Source organism: Nocardia sp. NPDC023852, from assembly GCF_040639505.1.
GTDB lineage: Bacteria > Actinomycetota > Actinomycetes > Mycobacteriales > Mycobacteriaceae > Nocardia.
In genome coordinates this window covers 1-23866 of sequence record NZ_JBFAAB010000009.1, presented here as the reverse complement: position 1 = coordinate 23866, position 23866 = coordinate 1, and the positions used below count along the sequence as shown (strand labels likewise).

At 66.4% G+C, this 23866-nt stretch carries 1 protein-coding gene (cut by a window edge); it reads right to left on the bottom strand.

Annotated elements, in window-relative coordinates; all coding sequences use genetic code 11:
* Positions 1-23822, bottom strand: the start of a protein-coding gene (locus AB0H00_RS15450; protein ID WP_357266140.1) for an alpha/beta fold hydrolase. 105403 nt of this gene lie to the left of the window's left edge; the window shows 23822 of its 129225 coding nt (coding positions 1-23822); its start codon is at positions 23820-23822; its stop codon lies off the left edge, out of view.
* Between the last annotated feature and the right edge of the window lie 44 nt (positions 23823-23866).

The following is a 23866-nucleotide window of genomic DNA, read 5'->3' as shown; positions in this document are numbered from 1 at the left end:
ACCCACACCCGGCCGTCCGCACCTTTGAACACCTGGATCAGATGCCCACCCTTGTCCCCGGGACGAGCGAATCCCACGAACGCCATGCCGCCGTGGTTCGCCACATGATCGCGGACCTCGTCGAACGACGTGACCCCGCCTTCCCGGTTGTTCGCCTCCACCCCGACCGCGATCCGACCGAAATCCACACCCTGCGCCGCGAGATCCGAATCATCCAGCGACAGCGGCTGAACCACCCGCACCCCGAGCTGCGCAGCGAACCACATCCCGATCGGCCCACAGTTCTTGATCGCCGGACCGGCCTTGCGCGCCGCCACCGCCGCCGGATCGGAGCCGTCACCCACCAGCGGAACCGGCGATCCGGAAATCTCCCGCCCCAACGCCCGAACCACGACACCCATATCCGACACCGCATCGGCGTTGCGACCCACATCCGGGCGAGTCGCAGGCGGCTGCGCGAGGAGGACCTCTTCCTTCTTTTCGAAGTACAGCCCCAGGTTGCCGCCGGTGCCCTTGACGATGACATCCAGGTGACCGTCGGCCAGCTTCATGGTCATAGTGCCGGTGCTACCCCCCAGCAGATGGCGGGTCCGGTGCAACACCATGCCGAACACCCGAGTCGCCTGCCGCGTCTCCCAGTCCGGCAGGAACACCGGAACCAGCCGCTGCGCGAACGCGGCACGGTCGGGGCGATCCTGCTCGATGTGCACGCGCGCCGTCACCACACCATCCGGCCCAGCGGTCACATCCACATCCAGCAGCGCACTGCCATCACCGTCGAGCACTCGGATGTGGTGGCCATCGTCGCGAACATCCACCGGCGCGAGCATTGCGCCATCGCGCCGCAGCGCCTCCGACAACACCGCGGCGATCCGATCCCAGGTGTCGGGGTCCAGGTTCAGGGCTACACCAAGCGTGTTCCGCAGCCAGTCGAGCGGATGGGCCTGCGCCGGCGGGGCCGGGCGCACCGACGGCTTCGCCGTGATTCCATAATCCCCGCCCACCGCAGCACGAGCTCCAGAGCCTTCCCCGTCCATCCCGGCATGCTTTTGGCCGGGGTGGACGGGGAGCTCCGCACCGGGGTGGGTGGAGGAAGTTCCAGCCGCTTCCAGCGCAGGCCGCTGGACGGTGATCGAGCCGTTCAGCTCCGCGACATCGACCACCAGCAGCGGGTTGTCGTATCCGTCGACGACCTGCAGGCGCCAAATGGGTTCGGCTGTTGTTCCCAGCCACTTCGGCATCCCTAGGTAGGCGCCGTCACCCAGTGCATCGCCCATCAGTTCGATGAGGTTGGCCTGGCTTACTCCGTCGAGCCCTCGAATCGTGGTAACCATCTCATGCAGTCGGAAGAGCTGGGCGTCGCGCGCTCGCTGCCGCACTGTTTCCCAATCCCATTCCTCGGGTCGGGCAGCGGCCTCGTTCTGCTTGCAGAAGTCGCGGATCAGCATGTCGGCTTCCATGAACTGGGCGCCGAGTTCCACCAGCCGCGCGGCGTCGGCGGCGGTGAACCGCACGCCGAGTTCGCCCAGCCACTCGATGTCAGCCGATTGAATCACCGGCCGCTGCGCGATACCCACCGCAACAGCCAACGTGTTCATGGTCAGCTGTTGCGGAGTGGTGTGCAGCAATGTCGCCAGCTCAGCAAGCATCGGTCCCCATTGCTCACGGGCGTCGATTACCTTGCCGAGCAGCTTGACTCGTTCCACACACCGGTAGTAGGTGTCGATCCGCTCCGCCAACGGATCGCCTGTGCGACGATGCGATTCCAGCGCATCGGACCCCAATCCCATATCGGCCAGGGCGGTATCGGATATGCCGGCGAGGGCGGCACGCGCCGCATCCCGGCGTGCCACCGCCCGCGCATGCTCCCTGACCAACTCATCCGCCCATGCCTGCCCGATCGGTGCATCCAGCGGTTGGGTCGAAACGATCCCCTGCGCGTCATTCCATGCCCGACGGTAGAATTCGGCCGCGCTTTCCCCGGTGCTCCACCCGACAATCTCGACAAACGGTCGGATGGCCGCGCGACCAGCCAGGAAACCATTGCCGCCCTGTGCGCTCGCCTCCTCGAATGCCTCCCGGAAGGTCCGCTCCAGCAACGTCTCCGGCAATTCCTCGTTCTTCACCCGCAGCTGTCGGATCGCGTTGGCCGCCGACGCCAATGCGGCCCATGCCCGGTCGAGTTTGCCCGCAACATATTCCGGCTGGGACGCCGTCAACAACTCCCGGATGGCACTGCGCTCGGCCTCGATCTGGACCTGGGCGGCGGCGCGGACTATCGCTGCCATCAATTCGAGATCGGTTGCTCCGACGTCGAGCACCAGAATCCCCTCGGCCGGGTACAGCCGATCATCTGCCACATCGAGCAGAATGTGAATTCCATACTCGGTCAAGATCCGACCGGCTTGCACACCCAGCTTCGTGTCGGTCAACATCCGGAGAACCCGCTGCACCCGCCGCGCCGAGGCCTGCTCGGCCAAATCCAACCAGCTGACCTGCGGCGGCGGCGGTGCCAGCAGTGTCACTCCCATAGGATCGACCGGCCAGACCCACATCTGTCCCGTGTTGCCAACTTCGACATACACATATTCGACGCCGAGCCGCCACCCCAGCCCCGTCGATTTCCGATAGCCTGCGACCAGTTCATCCAGCTCCCGCTGGTCGTCGCCCATCCCCCAGAGCACGACAAGCCGAGGTTCGTCGTGCTCTGTGATCAAAGCCGTCCGACGATCGAGCCGCTGCCGGAGCTCGATCTCCGGCTGTGTATCCCACTGCCGCTGCAGACCATCCAACACATCTTCAGCAGCCCGATGGGTGAGTGCACGGGTCGCTCTGTGCAGATCTGCCGCAGCGCGGGCACGCCATGCCACCATGTCACGAAGATTCAGCGCCGCATGTTCCCGGCGGCGCTCGTCCCGGTCTGACACCGGCGCGGCCGGCAAAGCTGCCGCGCGCCTGATCTCCCGATCGACGGCGCGCTGCAGGCGCGCAAGGTCCCGGCTCGCCCCAGTGCGCTTCATTGCCAACCGGCGCAGCTCGGCTGCTGCCTCCGACGAGCTCGGTCGGCGAATTTTCTCGATCGGGAGTTTTTTGAAATCTTCCCTATCCCGGAGGTACATCGCCGTGTAATAGCTGGGTTCATCGTTCTCACCAGGTTTTCCGAAGAATTCCCGCAGTTCCTGAGTGCCCTTCGCACGGCCGATAGCCACCAAATCCGTCTCGGAGAGTTCGGGGTTTCCCTCCTTGGCCTTGTCAATAGCCTCATTACGCGCGGTGATGTAGATCTCCGCGTGCTCGTCTCGCCGCCAGAAATAGCCCGCGTCCTCCGCGCGCAGACCCGCTTCGAATTGTTCGGCGAAGGCGTTGGCTTCTTCCGCGATTCCCGCGGACGCATACTCGTCGTCGTCCATGTTCGCCACATCCGGGGATACACCATCCCGGAAAGGCTTGCCATGTCCTTCTTGCTCGTGCACCTGGACGGTCATCTGGTGCACCCGACTACGACCCTGCATCGCGATGACAGTCGTCATGTCCTCGAAATCGAACCAGCCATCCAAATTATTCTCGAGGCGGGTCATAAAGCGAGACCTGAACAATCCCTCATCCGCCGTACCCGGCCCGTCGATGTCTTCGCGCAATTTCCGAACCTGACCGGCGGGAGTGTCCAGCACCAGCGCACCGAGCATCCCCGAGCCCGCGTTCACCGGCTCTGCCACCGAGCCGTCTTCCTTGACGAGCGGGTGCTTCGCCTTCCCGTTGCGGCCGATGACAATTCGCTTCACCACACCGGCGCGGGCGCCGACCTTGCGGCCCCAGACGGCGACCTCCTCCTCGCCGCGGATCAGCCGGCCTTCGGCGCCGCCGATGACAATCGGAATCCCGAGCTCGTCCTCAGCATTGTCGAAGACCACCACCTCACCGGGCTGCAGGTCCGCTATATCCCGATGTGCCGTGATGAAGCGGTCATCGACCTCGAACGCCAGCGCCGCGTGACCGAGACCCTTCCAGTGGTTGATCGCCAGCGCGACTATCCCGCCGTGCTCGCGCACCTGCCCGATCCCCAGCTCGATGCCCTCGACCCCGGTTACGAACGGATCCTCGTCCATGTCCGCGACGAAACCCTTGGCGAGCTGTTTTTCAGAGATCCCTTCGCGCTCAACCTTTTTGGTGCGCCGCGTCGCCTTCATCCTCGGATCGGCCTTCGATCCCAGCACCCAGATACCGGCCTTCTGCACCTGGATACCGCAGATCTTCGGCGGTGCCTCCCGGGCAGGCGCCGATTTCTCTGCTGTGTCGACCACTCCTACGCCCGACCGGCCGGGCACTGTGTCCCTGGAGACGCCGCGTGCCGACACAGCCAGCTTTGCAACGAAACCGATTTCGGTCATTGCCTGCCGGATCCGCTGTGCCGTTTTCTCGCTCACCTTTGCGGGTTCGCGCAACAACCGGCGGACTGTCTCGACGCTGGCCCCGGCACGGTGAGCAACATCGGCAACCGTCGGCGGCTGCGCCGCCTCCGAGATCTCGACCCGGTCGAGCAGGTCCTCGGGAAGCTTTTCGGCCAACCCTTCGGCAACCCGCTTCACCAGCCGAGAAATGGTACTCCGGTCCTTGCCTTCCTCGGCCGCGATCTGCGCGGCGTTTCGGCCCTGGAGGAACTGTTCGAAGCATTTCCACTCGAAGGAATCCGCAGCCGGAAGATGTGGCTGCAGCAACGCCGGATTTTTCCGCCATACCGCGCGCACCACCTGCGGCACCGCGCGACCAGTAGAGCCGGCCGCTGCGCGTGGCGAGGGCGCTGCGGGTTCGGAGCTGTCCCGCACCACCAGAACCGGGACCTGCGCGGGATCGGCCACCTTGGTGAATCCGGTCGGATCGGCAACCACCTTGGGGCGGCGGCGGGTCAACCCGAGCGGCTCGGCGACACGGAGCACCTTGGCCGCCGTGTTCGCAGACCCCAGATAGTTGCCACCAAGGATCTGCCGAATGGCCGACAGACCCAACCCGGTCTCCCGAACCACGTCGAGCGCGGTAGCACGGCGCAGCCGCCCAGCGCTCAGGAACAGTTCGACGACTCCCTCGGGCAGTCGGGCGATCAGGACATGCGCGAGATCATGCAGAACGTTGAACGCGACACCTTTGCCCCAGCCCAGATCGGCGTCGATTTCGGTTTGTGGCTTCTGTTCCGGACCGAAATACAGCTCGTAGCAAGCCCGTTCCTTGACAGTGAGCAGTCCGAGGTTGCTCTCCAGATAGCCGGGAGTGTATTCGTGGATCGCCTCCAACAACATCAGCTCGTCGGCGGGGGTCAACGACACCGTGCCGGTGATCCGGAAAACATCCACCGTCTGGGCGACATCCCAGAGGAAAACCTCGATGATCTGCAGGAGCTGGGTGATCTCCGATGGCTGGCCTAGTTCCTTGTTCAGTCGCCACAATTCGGCCATTGGCCGGGCCGGATTCGCCTCCCGCCATACCGGACTCAACTCTGGTACGGCCAGCATTTCCGCTAGTTCCACATCCAACCGGTCGGCCGTAGCCTCCAATGACCGCGCGGATTCCCGCTGCAGCTGGGCCTTTTTCTTCAGGGCTTTGTCTACCGCGAGGACAGCTCCTTGGGCGATACCTGTATCCCACTCCAGCTCGATCCGGCTCGCCAACCAGCTCCAGAAGTCCGGCAACTTGCCCCGCTGCGCGGCACGTTCCCATTCGGCGTCGGTCAAGCACCGCAGTTGGTTCTGCAGCAGAGTCACCGCGGAGCGCAGCCGCGCCCGGTTGATCTTCTCCGGATCGACACCCAACTGAGCCGCCAGAGCAGCGACCATCTCGGTCCGCGTCCCGAATCCCCGCTCGGCGATCCGTCGAACTTCGGCATTTCGTCGGTCGTATTCATCGACGAGCCGTTGCAACCCGTACAGCCGGGTGTACTCGTCGCACAGCCGCACCAGAGCCGCCGCGTCCTGCGTGTCCAACCCGCTCGCGGTATCCCGGATGGTCGTGATCCATTCGTCATCCCACTGTTCCACGCGCTTGTCGGCCACCCGGCCGGCGAGCTGTGTGTCCACCAACGGCGCTGTGTCGATGATGAACTGGGCTGCTGTCCGCAGCTTGCGCGGCAACTCGGTCTGGTCGGGGAGATACACCCGCAACTCTTCGGCGACCGCGTCTCGTTGAGCACGAGTCTCGTTGCGCAGCCCAGTAGCGCGAACAAGCTCCCGCGTCCGCACGACATTCCGGTCCGGGGCGGGCAGGTCATTGACCCGCGGCGACTCACCTTCGGCGATGTTGAGCAGCGTCGTCACGTTCTCGATCGGCTGATCCACCGGCGGGGCGCGTTCGGTGTCGCCGGGGATCGCACCAACGCGTTCCGGGATTTCGTCGGCGGGGACCATACGGTCTTTGCCAGTGAGGAACGGGACTTCGACATTGCCCTCGGCGTCCGCGAAGTAGCCGAAAATGCCGCGCAGTCCGCGGCGGTTATGGCGCATCATCCACCGTTCGGCCGCTTCCCAGCCGATGGCGGCTGGCAGCAGGTCGCCGTTTTCGTCGACAGCCCACTCACCGTTTTCGTCGACATCCCAGATGACCAGTTGGTCCCGTCCATCGATCTCGGCGATCTCCGCGTAGAACACGTGCCCCATGCCCTGGACGCCGCGATAGAGCAGCAGACCCATCATTGCGCCGCCGGCGGCTTCCAGATGGTCGAGCAGATCACGCAGGAACCGGAACCGCTGCCGGTCGGCGTCACCCGCCCGGGCGACCCGGATCTCAGGCACCCCGGATGTTTTGACTGCCTTGGTGTCAGCCAGTGCGGTTTGGGGTGGCAGCACATGCCCACGGTCCTCGCGGTAGGCCCGGAACCGTCTCGTCGCGTGTACGGCGCAGTTCAACGGGCCGGTATGCGGCGGCAACACGGGAACTTTCGCGGTGTCGCCGTTGCGCGGAAGTTCGAGGCCGTCGGCGAGTTCGGCTGTGAGCAGCGCGAACTGCTCGTCGATCCACTGCTGGTTCTCGACTTCCTCCGGTGCGATCTCACTGCGCAGGTCGGTCAGGTTCATCACCCGCTCGCCGCGGTGCAGCAGCCAGAACAGGCGGTTGTCCCAGCGGTCGCGGGCCTCGACGGCGTGGGCCACCTCGCGCACCGCGAGATACCGCTTGGCACGCTCTATGCGCGGGTCGGTCCACGTCAATTCTTTGATCTGCCCGCGCAGGAATTTCGGGGTCAGCTCTGATGGGCGCGCGTCGAAGTCTTCGGCCAGTTCGCGGTGCAGCTCGGTGCGCCGCACCGACAACGGCCGCAGCGCCGGGTTCTCGCTGCGTGCCTCGGCCGGGAGCTGGGCATGATGGGTGCGCTGCAATGCGATCACCTGCCGCCGTTGCCGCACCTGTTCGGCGTGCACGTCGCGCAGCTCGGTGAGCAGCGCGTCCTGCACCCGCCACTCGTCGGGCACGGCGGCATCCGGGTCGTCGACCATCCGGCGGAAGAATCGGGTTTCGGCATCGGCGATCGCGAACTTCGGAGCCAGGAGCTGCAGCCGCAGGATTCCGTCCTCCACCTGGTCACCCTGAGCCGCCCGGCGCAGCAGCCGTTCGTTCAGCTCGTCGATCAGGGGATGGTTCACCTCGTCGAGGTCGACCACCATGCTCACTTCCCCGGCCAGCTCGGAGATCCGGGCCGCCAGCAGCTCGCGGCGCAGGGCCGCGGTGCGCAGTTCCTTCGGGAAGTCGAGGTTCGCCCAGTGCTCCGGACCGCGGGTACGCAGGTAGTTCAGGTAGTTGTCGAAACTCTCGACCCGAACATCGTTGAGGTTGCGTCGGTTCCGGTCCGGCAGCTGCGCGGTGGCCGCGTCCATGCGCCGCCGATGGATCTCCTTTGCGGGATCGGGGAACCAGAAGTAGTCGTCATTGTCGCGGGCCGAATCGATGTCGGCGGACACTTCGTCTGCCGCCACGAGATGGTGCACCGCGGCGGCGCCGGTGCCCATGCCGACGAGGTGGTTCTCCTGACGTTGCTCATCCGGATACAGCGTGTGCTCACCGGCGACTTCCGCCGCGATCTCGCAGGCCAGCGCATTGCCGTCGGTCTCGGCCGTATCGGCTTCCGCGCCTGCGGGACCCTGTCGGACCACGACGTACTCGGTCGTGATCGTGTCCCGACGGAAACCCCCGATGATGTTCGAGGTGAGCGCACTCATCCGGGCCTCGTTGAGCACGGTCTGCGTTTCCAGCCACTTCCGCCTCGTCGACTTGTTCGCGTCCTTGATCGCGAATCGGATTTCCAGTCGACCGTCCGGCAGCTCGTGAGCACCCAAGAAGTACGCCGAAACCCCGACCATCACGGCCCGCAGCTCACCGTCCACCCTGTGCATCTGCCTTGCCGCCAGGCGGAATTCGGCGCTCGGCTGGTCCAGCGCCGCGCGTCCCGCCTTGTTCCGCGCCTCGTGCGGCCAGCCGACGAAACGCACCATCTCCTGCGGGCAGTCGTCGAAGAACGCCGAACGCGCATAGTGCGGCAGTCGACGCCAGATCGCGGCGTTGCGCGCCCCCAACCGCCGCGCCTGCTCGACATCCATATCAGGGCGCAGAACCAGGTCTTGGACGCTGGACAAGCCTTCCCAGCGCAATGCGGCCTGCACGATCCCCGCGGCGTCACCGGCCTGCGCGGGCGTCTGCTCGTCGACATCCTCGGTGGTCGCGACTTCAAGCGTGTGCGGCGGCAGCTGCGCCAGCATACGGCGCGCGTTCTCCATCATCCGCACGCCGTCCTCGTGCACGATCAGTTCGAGATCCAGGTCCGCCGCATCGAGCTCCGCAATCAGCCGCTGGATATCCCAGAACAAGGTGGTGACATGCGCCCCGGACCACCATGCCGAGACAACCGGCCGATCGGGTGCGGCCGTGGTCAGATCGGTCATCACCGTGTCGACGGTGTGCAAGGTACCGCGGTCGAACACACCGTCGAACCAACGGTTCCCGTTGACATGCACGATCAGCTTCGCCCGCTGCTGCTTCACCCGGCGCCTATCGCCGGCGATGAACATGGTGCGGTCGTCGCGGCCGAACAACCGGTGCCCCCGCAAGGTCACCGTCGGATTGCCCAGGTGTGTGGCCCAGCGCTCGGCCATCTGCAGCCGGTGTTCCCAGTCGGTGATTTCCCGGAACTGCCACCGGTCCTCGTCGGTGAACGCACCCTCGCCGCGGCGCAGCGTCTTCGCGATCTGCGTCCGAGTCAGCGCGTCCGCCATCGAATCCGACAGATCCGCCGCGACAGCCGCCGGCTCGAACCCGTTGTGATCGGACAGATAATCCATCAGCAGCAGCTGGTCACCCTCGGTCAGGCCCTGCCATTCCTGATCCAGCAGCGCCGGGCGCCGCCGATCCGCCTCGGCCTGATCCAGGTCCGCGACAGCGGCGTCCACCCGCTGTCGCAACTCCAGCCACAGCTGCTGGGCCTGGTCGTGCGACTGCTGACCGTCGGGCTCGGGCAGCAACTTCGGCAGCGCCGGCCGGGGTTCGACGTATTCGGGTTGTGCGTCAAACCGGCCCGCGATGGCGACATTGTCGTAGTCCAACCCGGCGATCGCCTGCGACTTCCCGTCGACCAGCGGGCGCCTCGGCGTGCCGCCCCGCATGATCTCGAACCCGGCGACACTGCGGATGCCCTTCTGCTCAGCTGCCCACTGCCGGAATGGGGTCCACTTCCCGTTGTCGAAGACCATCACCTTGTCGCCGTCACGCACCATTCCGACGGCATGCTGACCCGGCCGAGCGGCGTCGAAGAATCCGAGCTGCGAAATCAGCAGTACGACACCATCACCGGTGTTCCACACATGGTCTCTGGCCTCCCGGATGTCGCGGTACCCGTTCTCCCGGAGATCGGCTTCCATCAGTTCCGGCGCCAGCGGGGCCGGTATGCCTCCGGTCGTTGTCGGGTAGCGCCGCAGCCGGGCCGATACCTCGCCCCCCACCTTCTGCCGCACCGCCTCGGTGGCCCGCAGCAGGCAATCCGCCGCGCCATCGATCAGATGCAGCACCAACTTGGGGTGGGGCTGCTGATAGTCGGCCAGGTCCGTCACAGTGGCCGAGCCGATGACCTTCACGACATCGACGGCCAATCCGACGGCCAACGCCTGGTGGATGCGGTCGAGTTGGGCTGCGATCCGGTCGAATTCGGCGACATCGGCGATGAGCTGTTCCAGCTCCCGGAACCGAGCGATCCGCCCGACCAGGCCGAGGCGATGACGCCCGGCGAACATCTCGGGTCGGTCTGCCATCAGCTGATCCAGCTGCGCCCAAGTCAATTCCGTCTCGGAAAGCCCCGCATCGGCCAGGACATCGTGACCGATATCCACCGCGAGAACGGCCCGCTCAGTGCGCTGGAATCGGCGCAGCTGCTCCGCCCGCTCGACATCCGGCCCCAACCAGTCGAACTCGAACCCGGCTTGCACCTGGATCCGCCCGTTGCGTTCGTCGAGTTCCCGCCGCAGCCGGAAGTGCTCGCCCGCAAGAGACGTGAACTTGAAGTCCAGCTCTTTGAGCCACTGGATCCGCCGATCCCACAGCTGCCACTGTTCGGCGACCTCGAGCATCGTCGCGAGCGAACTCTCGATGTCGCCCAGGACGGCCATTTCCTCGGGACGGAATTTGCGCTGCTTGGCCTTGTCCAACAGTCGCCGCAGCCGTGCGGCATCCGGAATGCCCTCCGAAAGCCCGAATCCGTTGTCGGCGAGCCATTCCCGATCGGCATCAGCGAGATCCACCAGGTGCCGTCCCAATACCAGCAGCCGCGCGTTCGCTCGGGCCAGCGCCGCGTGCAGCCGGTCGACGCCGCCCTGTCGCTGCTGTACCGCGACGAACTCCGTCGCGTCCGGAATCAGCCTGTCGTATGCCCGGCATTTTTCCGCGGCCGCAAGGCGCGCCTGGTCATGCTGCTGCTGCAGCTGAGCCGTCATCCCCGCGACCCGGGCCGGGGTCAGCTGCTCGGGGTGGCTGCCCACCAGCACACCGAGTGCGGCGGCGGCCTTTTCCCTAGCCGCCCGTAACTGTTCCGGTGTGTGCGTGGAAAATGCATTCGGGTGTACGGCAACATCTTCGCGACTGCCATGCTTCAACAGAACCTGATGCAGCTGGGATCGGCGCGACGCATCGCCATCCGCGAACGCGATCAGATCCGCGCCCAGCACAAACTGCGCGCCGACTCCGTCCTCATCGGTGATCTGCCTGGCGTTGCGGAGGGTCGCCGCCAGCTCGTCGTCGAATTCTTGGTCGAGTCGACGCAGCTCCGTCGCCGTCGATTCCCGATTGCTCGCATTGATCTCTTCCGACACTTCCGCCAAAGCACGGATCCTCAGTGCCTTTTCGCTGAGCGCGACCACCTGTGCGTTAAGTGCGTCGAATTCCTCCGCGAGCAAGACTTCCTGCTCGAACCACGCTTGCGCGTGGAACAGGAGGACTTCCAACTCGTCGATCAGCCCGGGCCGCATCGCGCACCGGCCCGCGTCCATGATCATTGTCACCGAGTCGTACAGCGAGACGTAATCCGTGGCCCGCCCGCGCACCTCGGCAGGCGTATCAGGCTGCTCGATCAGAGCCGCGGCATAATGCCGGAGCGTTTCATCCTCACCCGGCGGGTTGCCCGCCGTCTGGATAAGAACGTCCCTGGCTTGGATCAGTTCGTCCCGCCAGAAGTCCCGCAGCGTCCCGGGCCGCACCAGATCGGCCACATTCGTGTCGGGGAAGCGGTTCTTCAGTTCGGCAATCAGCTCCGGATGCCGCGCCCGAGCCAAGCGCCGCATCGTATTCAGCTCGCCGAGCCCGGGTTCGACGGGGGCCGGTCCGGCCGTGGCCGGCGCTGCGGACTTGGGGCGCTGCCGGTTCAACGGTGAATGGCGGGAAACCCAGTCCATGGCCCGTTGGATGGGCTGCGGCAGGGGCTCGTCCGGCACGTGCCTTGGCTTCGGCAAATGGGTGAAGGCGTCGCGGTGCTCGTTCAGCCGGTCGTCATTCGCGGCGGCGAACAACAGTTCTCGGCCGCCCGGTTTCTCCGGGAACAACTGAATTTTCTGCTCCGCAGCGGTCGTGTCCGCACAGTTCTCCGCGAGTTCGACAAGGTCGTCGGCCAACTGTTGCCAATTGTCTGCCAACAACAAAACCACCGCGGGCGACTGGCCTGCGCGCTGGCGTTCCACGAATGTCTGTACTGCCTGGTGCAGCCCATTGCGCAGCGATGCCGTAGTAGTCCCTGCGAATATCCACGCCACGACCTGATCGGCAGTGCGCGGATCACCAATCCAGAGCTGCCCGGATGGCTCGACCGACCGGACCTGCAGTTCGGGTGCGCCGGGCAGCTCCGCTAGCCACCGCGTCACCCGATCGGTGATGTCCTGTGGCTCCAGGCGCGCAGGCATAGCGCCCTGCCGAACCTGCACCGCGTCGACACCATTGCCGTGCAGCTGCGCCGCTACCGCCGCCCATGCCTCGACACCGGGAGTGTCACCGCGGGAGATCAATTCAATGAGCGGCGGCTCATTGTCCTGGACTGCCCGGTTGTCCCGCGCTCCGTTGGAAGACGAAACCCGATGCACCACCGCCTCGCCGGCGAAATTCTCCCGGTCCCGCAGACCTGTGGCATCACCGTGCCGGTGCACCACCCGGGTAGCGGCCACTCGAGTGGGCCGATGCTCGGTTTCAGCGAAGTCCGCGCCGATGTGCGCGGAGACGGCCATCTCGTCCAAGTCACCGGCATGTTCCGGGACGAACCAGATCACGTCCTGCGCGATAAGTTCCTGGTCACCGTACTCGACGATGACACAGCCAGGACTGCCGAGCCCGTTGCCGCGGTCGAACGACAGCAGATGGAACGGTACCCCCATCTTCTGAGCCCGCTTCTTGCCTTCCGCGACCACGACACGGAAAGCCGCCAGGTCGCGCCTGCGCGGATCGTCCGCACTACGCCGCTGCCATTCCTCTTCCAGCGCCTTTTCGTTCAGTTTGCTGCGGATCGGCCCCGGAATGCCTTCGGCCTCGCCGAGAACGTCCGGGTGGAGTTCCTGCAGCGCCTTGCGCTGTTCGGAGGTCGAGAAATCCCACAGCACGGTGTTCGTGCGGCCCTGCGCATGCGCCGCCACCGGATCAGGGATTTCGCCCGCGTGATGCACCAGCTGGGCGATATCACCGATCCCTGCCTGCTTCAACGCCTCCCGCACCAGCACCGCATTGTCGGCCGGTTCCGCCGCGCCGACGAAGAACGGCCGGGGCCGCGGCGGCCGGGTTTCCACGCCGGCCAGGTCGTCGATGGCGTAGCCGTCGGCGCCGACGAATATCGCCACCGCGATCTGGCCTTCCGGATCCCGCGCGGGCGGTCGGAAGTCGCGGATGATCTCGTTGTTCTTCGGATTCAGCTGCTCGACCCGGATGTTGTCGCCCTCGACGACCGCCACCCAGAGCACCGCGTGCCCGAGACCTTCCGGCGGTGCGGTCGCCACAACCATCTGCAGGCCGTTGCCGCTGCCCTTGCGCTGTGCCTCGCGCGCGGCTACCTCGGCCTCGAGCCGGTCGAATCCGTCCTGCAGACCGTGCAGCTGATGTGCGAGCACCGGTTCGCGCCCGGGCCGGTCCAGCCACTCCTCGGCGTCCGCGAGATCCGCGCCCATTCCCGGGACGGCGGCCCGGATTCCGGAGCGATCACGCTTGCCGCGGAAGGCGATGTCCGCCGCGATCGCGGGCCAACACTGGTCGGCCAACAGCGGCCTCGGGTCCCGCCGCACGAAGGTAGCAAGGCCCTCGGCATCCGGGGCCTGGGACTGGGGCCGGGCCGGCTGGTCAGGCACCACCTCGATGCCGTTGGTCCGGCCGGTCGGAGGCTCCGGACGGGTGGCGACCGGGCCCGCGGTGGCCAGCCGGGTGGCGGCGGCCAGTTTCTCGCGCAACTGTCGTTCGAGCGCCTGGACTTCACCGGACAGCTCGGCGAACTCCGCATCGGATCGGGCGGCGTCTCGCAGCAGCTCGCTTTTGGCGGCCCGCAGCTTGGCCGCCACCGCTTCGAGCTCGGTGGCGTGCGCGTCCAGTATGCCGAACTGCTGCTGCCACTGATCATGGCGTTCCGCGATGGCGATCAACTCGACCAGCCCGGCGGCATGGTCCGGGTCTCTTCCCACTGCCGCGGTGTGCTCATCCTGCAGCTGTTCGAGCGCGTCCACACCCGGCGCGACAATGCCGAGCCGCATGTGGGTGTCGGCGAACTGTGTCCGCGCGTTCAACCGGTTTACGTGCGCTGCCTTCAGTGCGGCCGCGAGCAGGTCCAACTCAGCGAGCACGACGCCATCGGCGAAGAAGCCGCCGGGCGCCATCTGACGCGCCCTGGCATCGATACGAATCTGGGAAAGGTTGTGGCCCAAGTCGACTCGCGGCGCGGGCGGCTTTTCTCTGGCCGCCCGCTCGGCCCGGTCCAACTCGGTGTCCAGCAGCGGACGCTGCATCGCCAGCATGTCCGTGACCTCGGCGACCCGGTCCAGCTCGGCGCGCAGTGCCCTGATCTCCAGCAAAGTCCGGGCAACCGATTCGGTGAACAGATCCAGCTCGGCCCACTGGTCGTCGGTCAGATTCGCCGGGTCGACATCGCCGAGCAAGGCCTCCAGCAGACCCCGCGCTTCGTCCTCGTCGGCCGACAGCTGCCGCACGGCCGCACGGGGCTGGAACCACTCGCCTGGCGTGAGACCGCGCAGGTTCTCCACAATCCGGCCGCGCACCCACGGTGGCCGGAAACCCGCCTCGCGTTCGGCCTCGATCACCGTGCAGGCCACCTGGTCGAGTTCGTGCGCGCGCTGCGCGAACTCGTCGAACATTTCGCCGGTGTCCAGCTTCTGTTCCCACCGGGACAAGGTGTCGCGCAGCGCCTCGTGCAGTGCGATGATCTGCTCGATCTGCTGCTCGGCCCGCTGGATATCCGCGATCCGCTTCAGCAGTTCATGCACTTCGACGAAATCCCGTTCGGCCCCGGTGAGTTCGCCCTTGACCCGCAGATCCGCCAATGTCTGCCCGATGAGCAGCTCATTGGACACCACCATGTCCGGCAGTACCTCGTCGCGCGCCGCCCGGTAGCGCCGAATCCAGCTATCCCGCACCGGGGAAATCGGTGCGATCAGCCGATCCACCGCATCCGGCGTCAGCCTGAATGCGGCTGCCAGGGTGGCTTTTTCGAGTGTGCGGCGTACGACGGCGTTGCCGAGCAACGTCACCAACCAGCTGCCCAGCTGGTCGCCGTCGCTGCCGCGATCACCGTGCGCTTGGATCTGGACCGTGGGCAACGCCAGGTTGTTGTCTTGTTCACCGGCGAGCAGACGCAGCTGGAGAACCGCGGTCAGTTCGTCGACCATGCGGCGCAGGTCCGCACCTCGGTACATCAGCGACGCCAACTCCAGGTCCGGGTTGACGTCCTTGGCGGCCTGATACCGGTCGACAGTGTGCTGCAGCCCCTCGTCGAGCGACACCGGACTTTTCTCGCCGACAATCAGATTGACATCGATCAAGTCCGCCTCGGCGCTGATGCCGATCGCGACGAACGGATCCGTCAGCGACAGCACCGCCGAAGTCGGTGCACCGGGCAGATAGGCGACCGAACGGCGGAACCGGTTCAACGCATGCACGGTCTGACGCAGCTGCGTCAGTTGCTGCCTTGCCTCCGGTGGCGCAACGTCGCGGAAATCCTGTTCTTCCTTGCGGACGCGTTCCTCGGCAGCGCGAAGCGCTTCGGCGAGCAGCATGACGGTAGCGACGTGCCGGGAATAGTCGTCGGCTCCGGGCAAGTCGGCGATCGCGGCTGGGTCGACCCCAACCAGATCGGTGACCTCGTCCGCACGCTCGGCAAGCACCGCGGCGACCTGCTGGGCCGAGGGGACCGGGCCGAGTTCTGCCAACGCCTGCCGCAGCCGCTGCGCACCCGCTTCCATCCGGTCGGTGACATCCTCGCCCTCCGCCTGGTCAACGGCTTCGGCGGCGAGTTCCGCGAACACATCCCACGGGGAAGCAACGTCGAACTCCTTGTCGACCTCCTGGTCCAGCTCAGGTAGCGCATTGACCGCGTGCACAACGTCGATGCGATCGCCAGCGCCGTCCAGCAATATCCGCAGCCGGTTCCCGGCGCGGAATCTATGGGCCGCGTTCAGCAGCACAACCTGCTCGGCAAGCATCGAGACATCGGTGCCGTGCCGATCATCGAGAATGGTGGCCCAGCCCACCGTCGGTTGCCGCAGGTCATAGCTGACGGTCACGATCATCGTCACGGTACCCAGCTCGGCCTGGTAGGCGGCATAGGTGTCGGCGATGCCCGCGAGCACCCGCGGCAGTTCGTCCGGGCTGCTCACGGTGTCAGCCGCGGCCAAGATCACCGTGTCCGCATCCGGCGGTCCCAGCCTGAACTGCGCCTGGACCCGGCCGCCCTGGTCCGCGGACCCACCGTCCGGGCCGATATCCGGCAGATGCTTCGCCGCCAACAGCGGTACCGGCGCGTCCATCGCCTGTTCGAAGGTGCCGTGCATCTCCGCCACGATTTCCGTCGTGGTCTGGTCGAACGCCCCGTCGGGCCCCAGTGCGGCAGTGACCGCCTGCTTCAACGCCGCATCGGGCACCGCGCCGATCAGACCGCCCAGCTTCGGATGCCGCGCCACCAGCGCCTGCCACATCCCCGGCCGCTGCGCCGCCTCGTCGAACAGCTGGGCCACCACCCGCCCACGCTGCCGCGCCACCCCCAACACACCGTGTCCGCGGGAGTGCGGGAACAGCGATTCCAGGCTCTGCAACCCATTGCGCTGCAATACATCTTCCAGCAACGGCATCGGATCCGGTTCGGTCAGCTCGAACCAAACCCGCTTACGCCAGTCACCGTCCTCACGGACCACACCACCGCGCCGCAGCGGCGCCCGGTCGGCTCCGCCGAGGACCGGGACGGGCACCAGCAGGCGGTCGACGTCATGTACCGAGACCCGCAGCCGCCCGTCGCCGACCTCGAAGGTGACGCGGATCTTGTCATCGTTCCGGTGGGGCGCCGCACAAACCCACTCCACGATCTCGTCGATCGAGGCGACGATCTCGTCGGCCCGCCACAGCGCCCAGTCCGCCAGCCGCGTGGTCAGCCAGTTCCGCACTCCGACAAGCGTTTGCTCATTCAGCATGTCCGCGGTTGGACCATAGGGAAGGAAGGTCGCACCGAACGTATGCGTCGGTTCCCATTCCAACAGATCAGTTTCCACCACTGTCGGCGCGGAGGTTCCCGGGGTCGCACTGTCGGCGGCCCACTCGAGTCCGGACCAGTCCAACCAGGCGGTGGTCCGCTTGTCCAGCAGGTCGAAGACCGGGCGGGTACGCTCCGGTTCCGTCCCCAGGTCGATCGCCCGCCAGCGCGCGGTGTATTCACCGTCGACCCGCTCCAGTTCCACTACCGCGGAACCGGATTCGCCCCGCACCGGAGTAAAGGTCACGGTGACCGCGATCCCGTTCGCCGTCGCCTGGATCATGGTGATATCCACCGAGAAGTCGTCGCCGTCCACCACACCGAATCCGACGAAGACCTTGTCCAGGTCCATGCCGCTGTTGTCGATAACGATGGGCGCCGACGACTCCTCGGTGAACCGGCCGTTCCACAGTTCACCTTGATGTCTCACTGGCCGAAACGGCAGGGAGTCGGGGTTGAATCCGTTGCGGCGCAGCTCAGCCCGGAGGTTAGCGATGTATTTCGGATCGGTCCGGTCGAACTGGAACCCGTCCTCGCTATCGAGATGAATGTCGTGGAGTCTGCCGTTGACGATCTGCCACGTTCCGAAGGCCGCCGGACCGCCCTCCTGCGCCCGGTAGGTCCGCGACACCGTGGTGTGGGTGCCTTTCGCATCACTGCGGAACCCCGCGTCGGGAACCGAATCCATCACGAACAGCTCGCCGAAGGTGCCTCCCCGCGTGCTGTAGCGCTTGCCATCCGCGCCGACGAACAGCGGCAGCGGGTCGCCTTCGACCTTTTTGATACGCACGCGGCGCATCGTCGTCGAGACCTTCCGCCCCTGCGGGTCGGTGATCGGCGCGATGTCATAGGTCGGCTTGCTCGGTTCGACCCGGCCGAGGACGACATCCGTATCGCGCGCCGGTCGCGGGTCGAGGCCTTCCGGCTCGGCGACGGCGACGCCGTGCTGGTTGGCCAACGCCAGCACCTTCTTCGGCTGCTCCCCCTCGGCGAGCTGCTCGGGCACGAAGTTGCGGATGACTGTGCCGCGACCGGCATCGACCAGATCGACGCGGGGGACACCGTCCTCGACGACCAGCACTAGTTCGCGCAAGTGCGCCAGCCGCTTGTCCAGGCCGTCAGCCACGAACATCGCCAGCCCGTCGCCTGCGTTCTCATCGTCCGGGTTCCGACGTTTGAGCTCGTCATGCCAGGCCAACAGTCGGTCGAAAGCGTCACCGATGTCGTTCAGCTGCTCGAACAGCACCGGTTCCTGATCTGGTCCAGCTGCCCACTCCTCGACGGCACTGATTAGAGTGCCTGCCAACGGGTCAGCGTCCCGAATGCCGTTCGGATCCCGGTTGTTGCGGATCGCATTGGCCCGCATCGCCTCGGGGGCACACTGATTCGCCTGCGGCCGTTGCGAATCCGGCCGCGCGGGTCCGGTATCACCCTCGCCGCCCGCCTGCGGCAGAACGTTCAGGCGCCGCAAAATCCGACGCAGGACCCCACCCGCACGGTGAGCCGTCGGCTCGGCGCGCACCGGCGTCGGCCTCGGCAAGTCCTGTTCCCGCGGCGGGCCGTCGGCCACCTCGCGCAGGATGGCGTCGACCTCACCGTCCAGGCCGGCGAGCCGCGTGGTGGCTCGTTGAATCAGATGGACGGTCCCGCGCATCTCGTCGAGCCACCGCAGTCGGTCGGCGGCGACCCGCAGCGGTGCGTCCGGCGGCAGGTCCTGTACCGCTGCGACGACTTCTCGCACCTGCGCGGGGTGCAGTTCGTCGACTACCGGCGTGCCGAACAACCGCCACCGCAGCTCGACATCCAGCTCATTCAGCAACTGCCGAAGCCAGCGCCGCCGTTCTCGGCGCAATACCGCGACATGTTCCGGCCAGGTTGTGCCCCAATCCAACTCGGCGAATTCGGGTCGGTCCGCCAGCGAATGGAACCATTCCGTCCGCCGTACTCGATCCGCTTCGAGCTCACGCCGCTGCTCGACTCCGGCGGCGAGTCGGTCGGTCAAGTCCCGCAGCCGGGTGGTCTCCTCGACCGCCTCGTGGTGCCGAATGGCGGCGTCTTCCAGCGTGTTCAGGCTGCGCCAGCGATCACGAATCCGCTGGGCATGCTCCGCATCCACGGTGGGGCGCTCCTTGGGACCCCCGCGCCTGCGCGGGCCCAGGATCACCCCGACCGACGACGCAGCGGCTCGTGCCTGCCCGCGCAGGGTGGCCGCGTTTGCCATCGTCACCGTATCGAGCGGGAAGTTTTCCCGATGGAACTCGTTGAGTTCATCGAATTTCTGCTGTGCTTGCGCGGCAACGGTTTCCGCGTCGCGGCGGGCTGTTTCCAGCTCTGCGATCCGGTCGCGGCGGGCATCCGCGCGGGCCGCGTCGAACGCCCGCAACCGCTCCTGCGCATCGGCGCGCAGCTCGTCCTCGACCGGCGGCCGGTACGACGCGGTCGGCTCGGCCTGCAACTCCGGGTACGAGAAGCCGATGCGGACCTGCGGCACGTTCCCGGCCGGGTTGCGCGCCGGATTCCACCCGGCGAGATGACGCTCGGCGAACGGCCAGATGCCGAAGGCGCTGGGGTGCAGAACGATATCGATCGCCGGTTGCGGCCGCGATTGATTCCACCGGTGGACCGTGGGCCAAGCGCCGATCAGACTGTCGACGATATCGTCGGCAAGCTGATGTCCAGCCGCCGTATCCGTGGCGTCCGGTGCGAACCAGAACGCCACCGCGCTGCCGGTTCCGGCGTCATCCAGCCACGTGAAAGCCTCGTCCAGCAAATCCGGCACCGTCTCCTGGGGTCGATTCCCCAAGACATGCAGCCGAATCGTGGTCGCGCCGGGCCGCCCGATGACCGCCAGCAACCGCCCGTGCGCGTCCCGCCGCACCTCGGACACTACGTTCGGATGCGGCGCATCGGACACCAGCACCGTGACCGGCGGACGGCCTCGCTCGGCCCGAGCGCCCGCGTCGAAGAACGCCTGGCCGCGTTCCTGCAGTAGCTCCAGTATGTGCCGTTCGTCCTCGCCGAGATCGGCTCTCGGCGTGCTCGATCGGGCAGCGGTGTCTTCCACGACTGCCTGATTGGCGCGGTGTCGATCCGACCATGCGATCCCGCCGGTCGCCGCCACCCAACCGGGCAGCCAGGTGGTGAACAGGTCGCGATCCCCGTCCGACAGGTTGCTCCACTGCCGCATCGTGCGATCGCCCCGCTCGACGGGTCGCATACCGAACCGATGCCCCCACACCAGCACCGCCGCGTCGCGCCCCTGGGTGATGTCCGCCAGCCACTCGTAAGCCGCGGGCCACTCGGTCCCCGGCGTCCCACCACCATGCTGGCCCTGGAACTTCCGAATTCCCTGGACGAGCCAGCCGACCCGGATATTCAGCCACCGGAACCGTTGGGTCCACCGGAACTCATCCGGCTCCGTCGGATCGACACGCCGAGCATCCGCCTCAGCACGGTCTTTCGCCAGCTTTTCGATACCACCGGCCAGCGCACCGGCGCAGATGAACTTCCTGGCGTGGTCGAGCACCCGGTCCAACTTCTGCAGCCGCGTCCCGACCGGATCCTGGTGTACCCCCTGCACAGCCAACTGCCGCACAGCCTCCGGCGTCATCAGCCGCGCGACTTCGCCCTGATTGTCGGCGAACTCGGCGGCCAGCTGCCACCACCGCTGCTCCAGCAGCGCGACCTCTTCCGGCCCGACCTTCGCCGGATAATCCAGGAACTCTCGACCCTCCGTGTCCAGAACCTCACCGGACACTATCCGCTGCAACACCAGATCGCTGTACAGCCCGGCGATTTCCTCCCCGAGCCCGGCGCCGGGCGATGCGCCGACGTAGATCTCCCCCTGCGGGATGGTGTCCGGGTCGAGCGGGTTCGCGTTGTCGACCTGGACCGGGACGCCGCCTTTGTCCAGGTGCAGCACCATCACCGGTGGGCCGCCCGGATCCGGAGTCCAGTCGGCGATGAAGACACCGTTGATCGGATCGCGGTATTCCAGGCGTTGGACACTGCCGACAACATGCCGGATCACCCAGACCAGGTGATATCCCGGCCCTCTCTCGGTGGCTCCGAGCTGGCGCGGGAGGGCCACCAGCATCTTGATCCCGTTGCCACCCGGATTACGGGTATCCGGCTGTTGCCGATCCAAGGTCCGCCCGCGGAACTCGAAGTCATCGACCGCGTCGTCGAGGTTCGCCCACCACTGTGGCTCGATGGGACTGCCCCGCTGTTCGGCATTGGCGAAACCCGCCGCGCCCTGCCGAAACAGCCTGCCAGTCAACGGATCAGCAGGCACGATCTCCATATCGGTGCGGCCGGTGACCATCGCGACGTCGGCCTGCACCACCGTGAAGCACTGGTTGGGTTCATCCACCCAGATCTCGCGCGGCCGCTTGTACAACAGCACACCATCGGCCAGCCGCAGGTTCAGATCGGCATCGAGTTCGTCGAGCTGGTTGTGGTGCGCGTCGTACAGCTCCGCGACCCGAGCCATCTCGTCGAAGTGCCTGCGCAGCTGGGATTCGGCAGGGGCATTGCGGGCCCTGGCCCGGAATATCGCCGCCCAGCGCTGCGGCGGCCCCAGCTCCGACAGGTTGATCGGCGCATGCAACTTCTTGGTTGCGTAGCGGGCCAGAATCCGCAGCTGACGCCGAATACCGTCGACGCGTCCCAGAAGCCGGTCCCGGTCCTGGATCTTGTCCTGCGCGAACCGGAGCGCGGCCTGCTGCTTGTGTGGCAGCCGAGGATCGATCGGCGGGCGCGGTGCCTCTGGGAACTCGGGCCCGTCGACCTCACCCGCCGCCACCGGGAGCAGAACGCGGCGGTCGCGGGTCGCCGGGAGGGGCGGATGCATCAGCGCCGCGACGGTGAGGTTGTCGCCACCGTCCATAGCGCGCGCCAACCCGGCCAACCTGATCACGATGCGCTCCGGCTGCTCCGGGTTCTGCTCGTAGACCTTCTCGACCTCGTCGGCGTCGCGGCTGTCGGTGAAGCCGTCGGAACCGATCGAGATGATGACCTTGCGTTCCGGGTCCAATTCGACGACTTTGCTGTAGGTCGTGGTCCCCTTCGGTGATGCCCCTGCCATGACGGAATGGCTGAGCCTGCCGCCACTCCATTCGGCTGCTTTCAGCGCCTCGGCTTCGGACATTCCCTTGTCGATGAGCTGGTTGAGGAATGAGTGATCCCGGGTCACCTGCTCCAAGCCGACAAAGCCGCGACTGTCGCCGGACCATGCGAAGGTGGCCTTCCCGCGCTGTACGACGGCGATCACGATCGTGGTGGCGCTGTCGGGCGTCGCCTCCGCGGCGGCCTGCACGGTGTCGACGGCGCCCTCGGCGATCCGCTGTGCGTCGAGTTCCCGGCCATTGGCGGCGAGGATCCCCGCTTTCACATGGGCGAGCGCCGTTCTCGCCGACTTCTTGGCGATCTTGTGGCCACCCGCCGAACTGGACACACCATCGCAGACGATCGCGACCTCGATGGGCTCACCGTTGTGCATGACAACGGCGATTTCCACCGCGTCCTCGTTGCCATGCTGATGGGATTTGGCCACACCACCCGGGTACTTCTTCTTACCGCCCGGCTTGGCGTTGCCGATATGGGTGAGGGCGGCAACCGGCCCCAGGTCCAGCAGCATGTGCGGTTCATTGCCCGGCAGCGCCTTCTCGAACACTGCGGTCGACACATGGCCTTCGTCCCCTGGACCCGGCGAGAAACGTTGCCGTTCGGTGGATTCCGGCGACAGTGGATGCTTCGACAGCACCCATTCACCGGGTTGCGCCACCGGCAGCGGCGGAAACGCCGCGATCCCGCCGGTGGCGTTGTCGGGCCCACCGTCCGCCAGGGCCTGGTCGGCCAGCGTGACCGCGATCGCCTGCAGATCATTCGGATGGGCGGCGACCGCATCAGCGAACGCGTACAACGGCATACCGTCGGTCAACACCCCGATGACCCGGTTGCCTTCGACTGCGAACGTCTTGATGTAGCTCGTCGCATCCGCTGGGAGGTTTTTCTCCGCGGCGAAATAGTGGTGCTCGACATCGGCGGGATCCACCGGATCCAGTATTTCGGCGCCTGCCATCGGATCATCCGGATCCACCGAAAGCACTTCGACGTCACCGAATTTCCCGACAATGATCTTTCCGGGCAACATGATCGCCGCCGCCGCGGAAGCTCCGGGCGTCCGCTCCCCCGGCTTCAGATTCGCGTACTCGGCGGCGGTCAGGTTCTCGATCGCATCCATGCCCTCCTCGAACGCCAGCCGCATCGCCGCTTCGGGTGCGACACCCGCCTGCAGCTGTACTGCCAGAGTGTCGCGGATCGTCTGCACGACGAGTTCCGATGCCTTCTCACCATGCTTTCGCGAGGTGACCCCATCGCCGGACACCAACACGGTCGCCGGTTGACCGTCGAACTCGCCGACCGCGAACGCCATCGCGTCCTCATTGCCGTGGCCATGCTTGGCGGTGTCGCCGTTATTGGTGATCAGGACGGCTGCATCCGGTCCCCACCGCGATCGCGACCCCGAACGCGCGACCTCGACGACATGCCGTTCCCATGGTGCGCCGAACAGCAGGGTGTCTTCGCGGGGCATGTGCACGCCGTGCAGTGCGCTGGGTTCCTCGCCCGGTGTGAGGG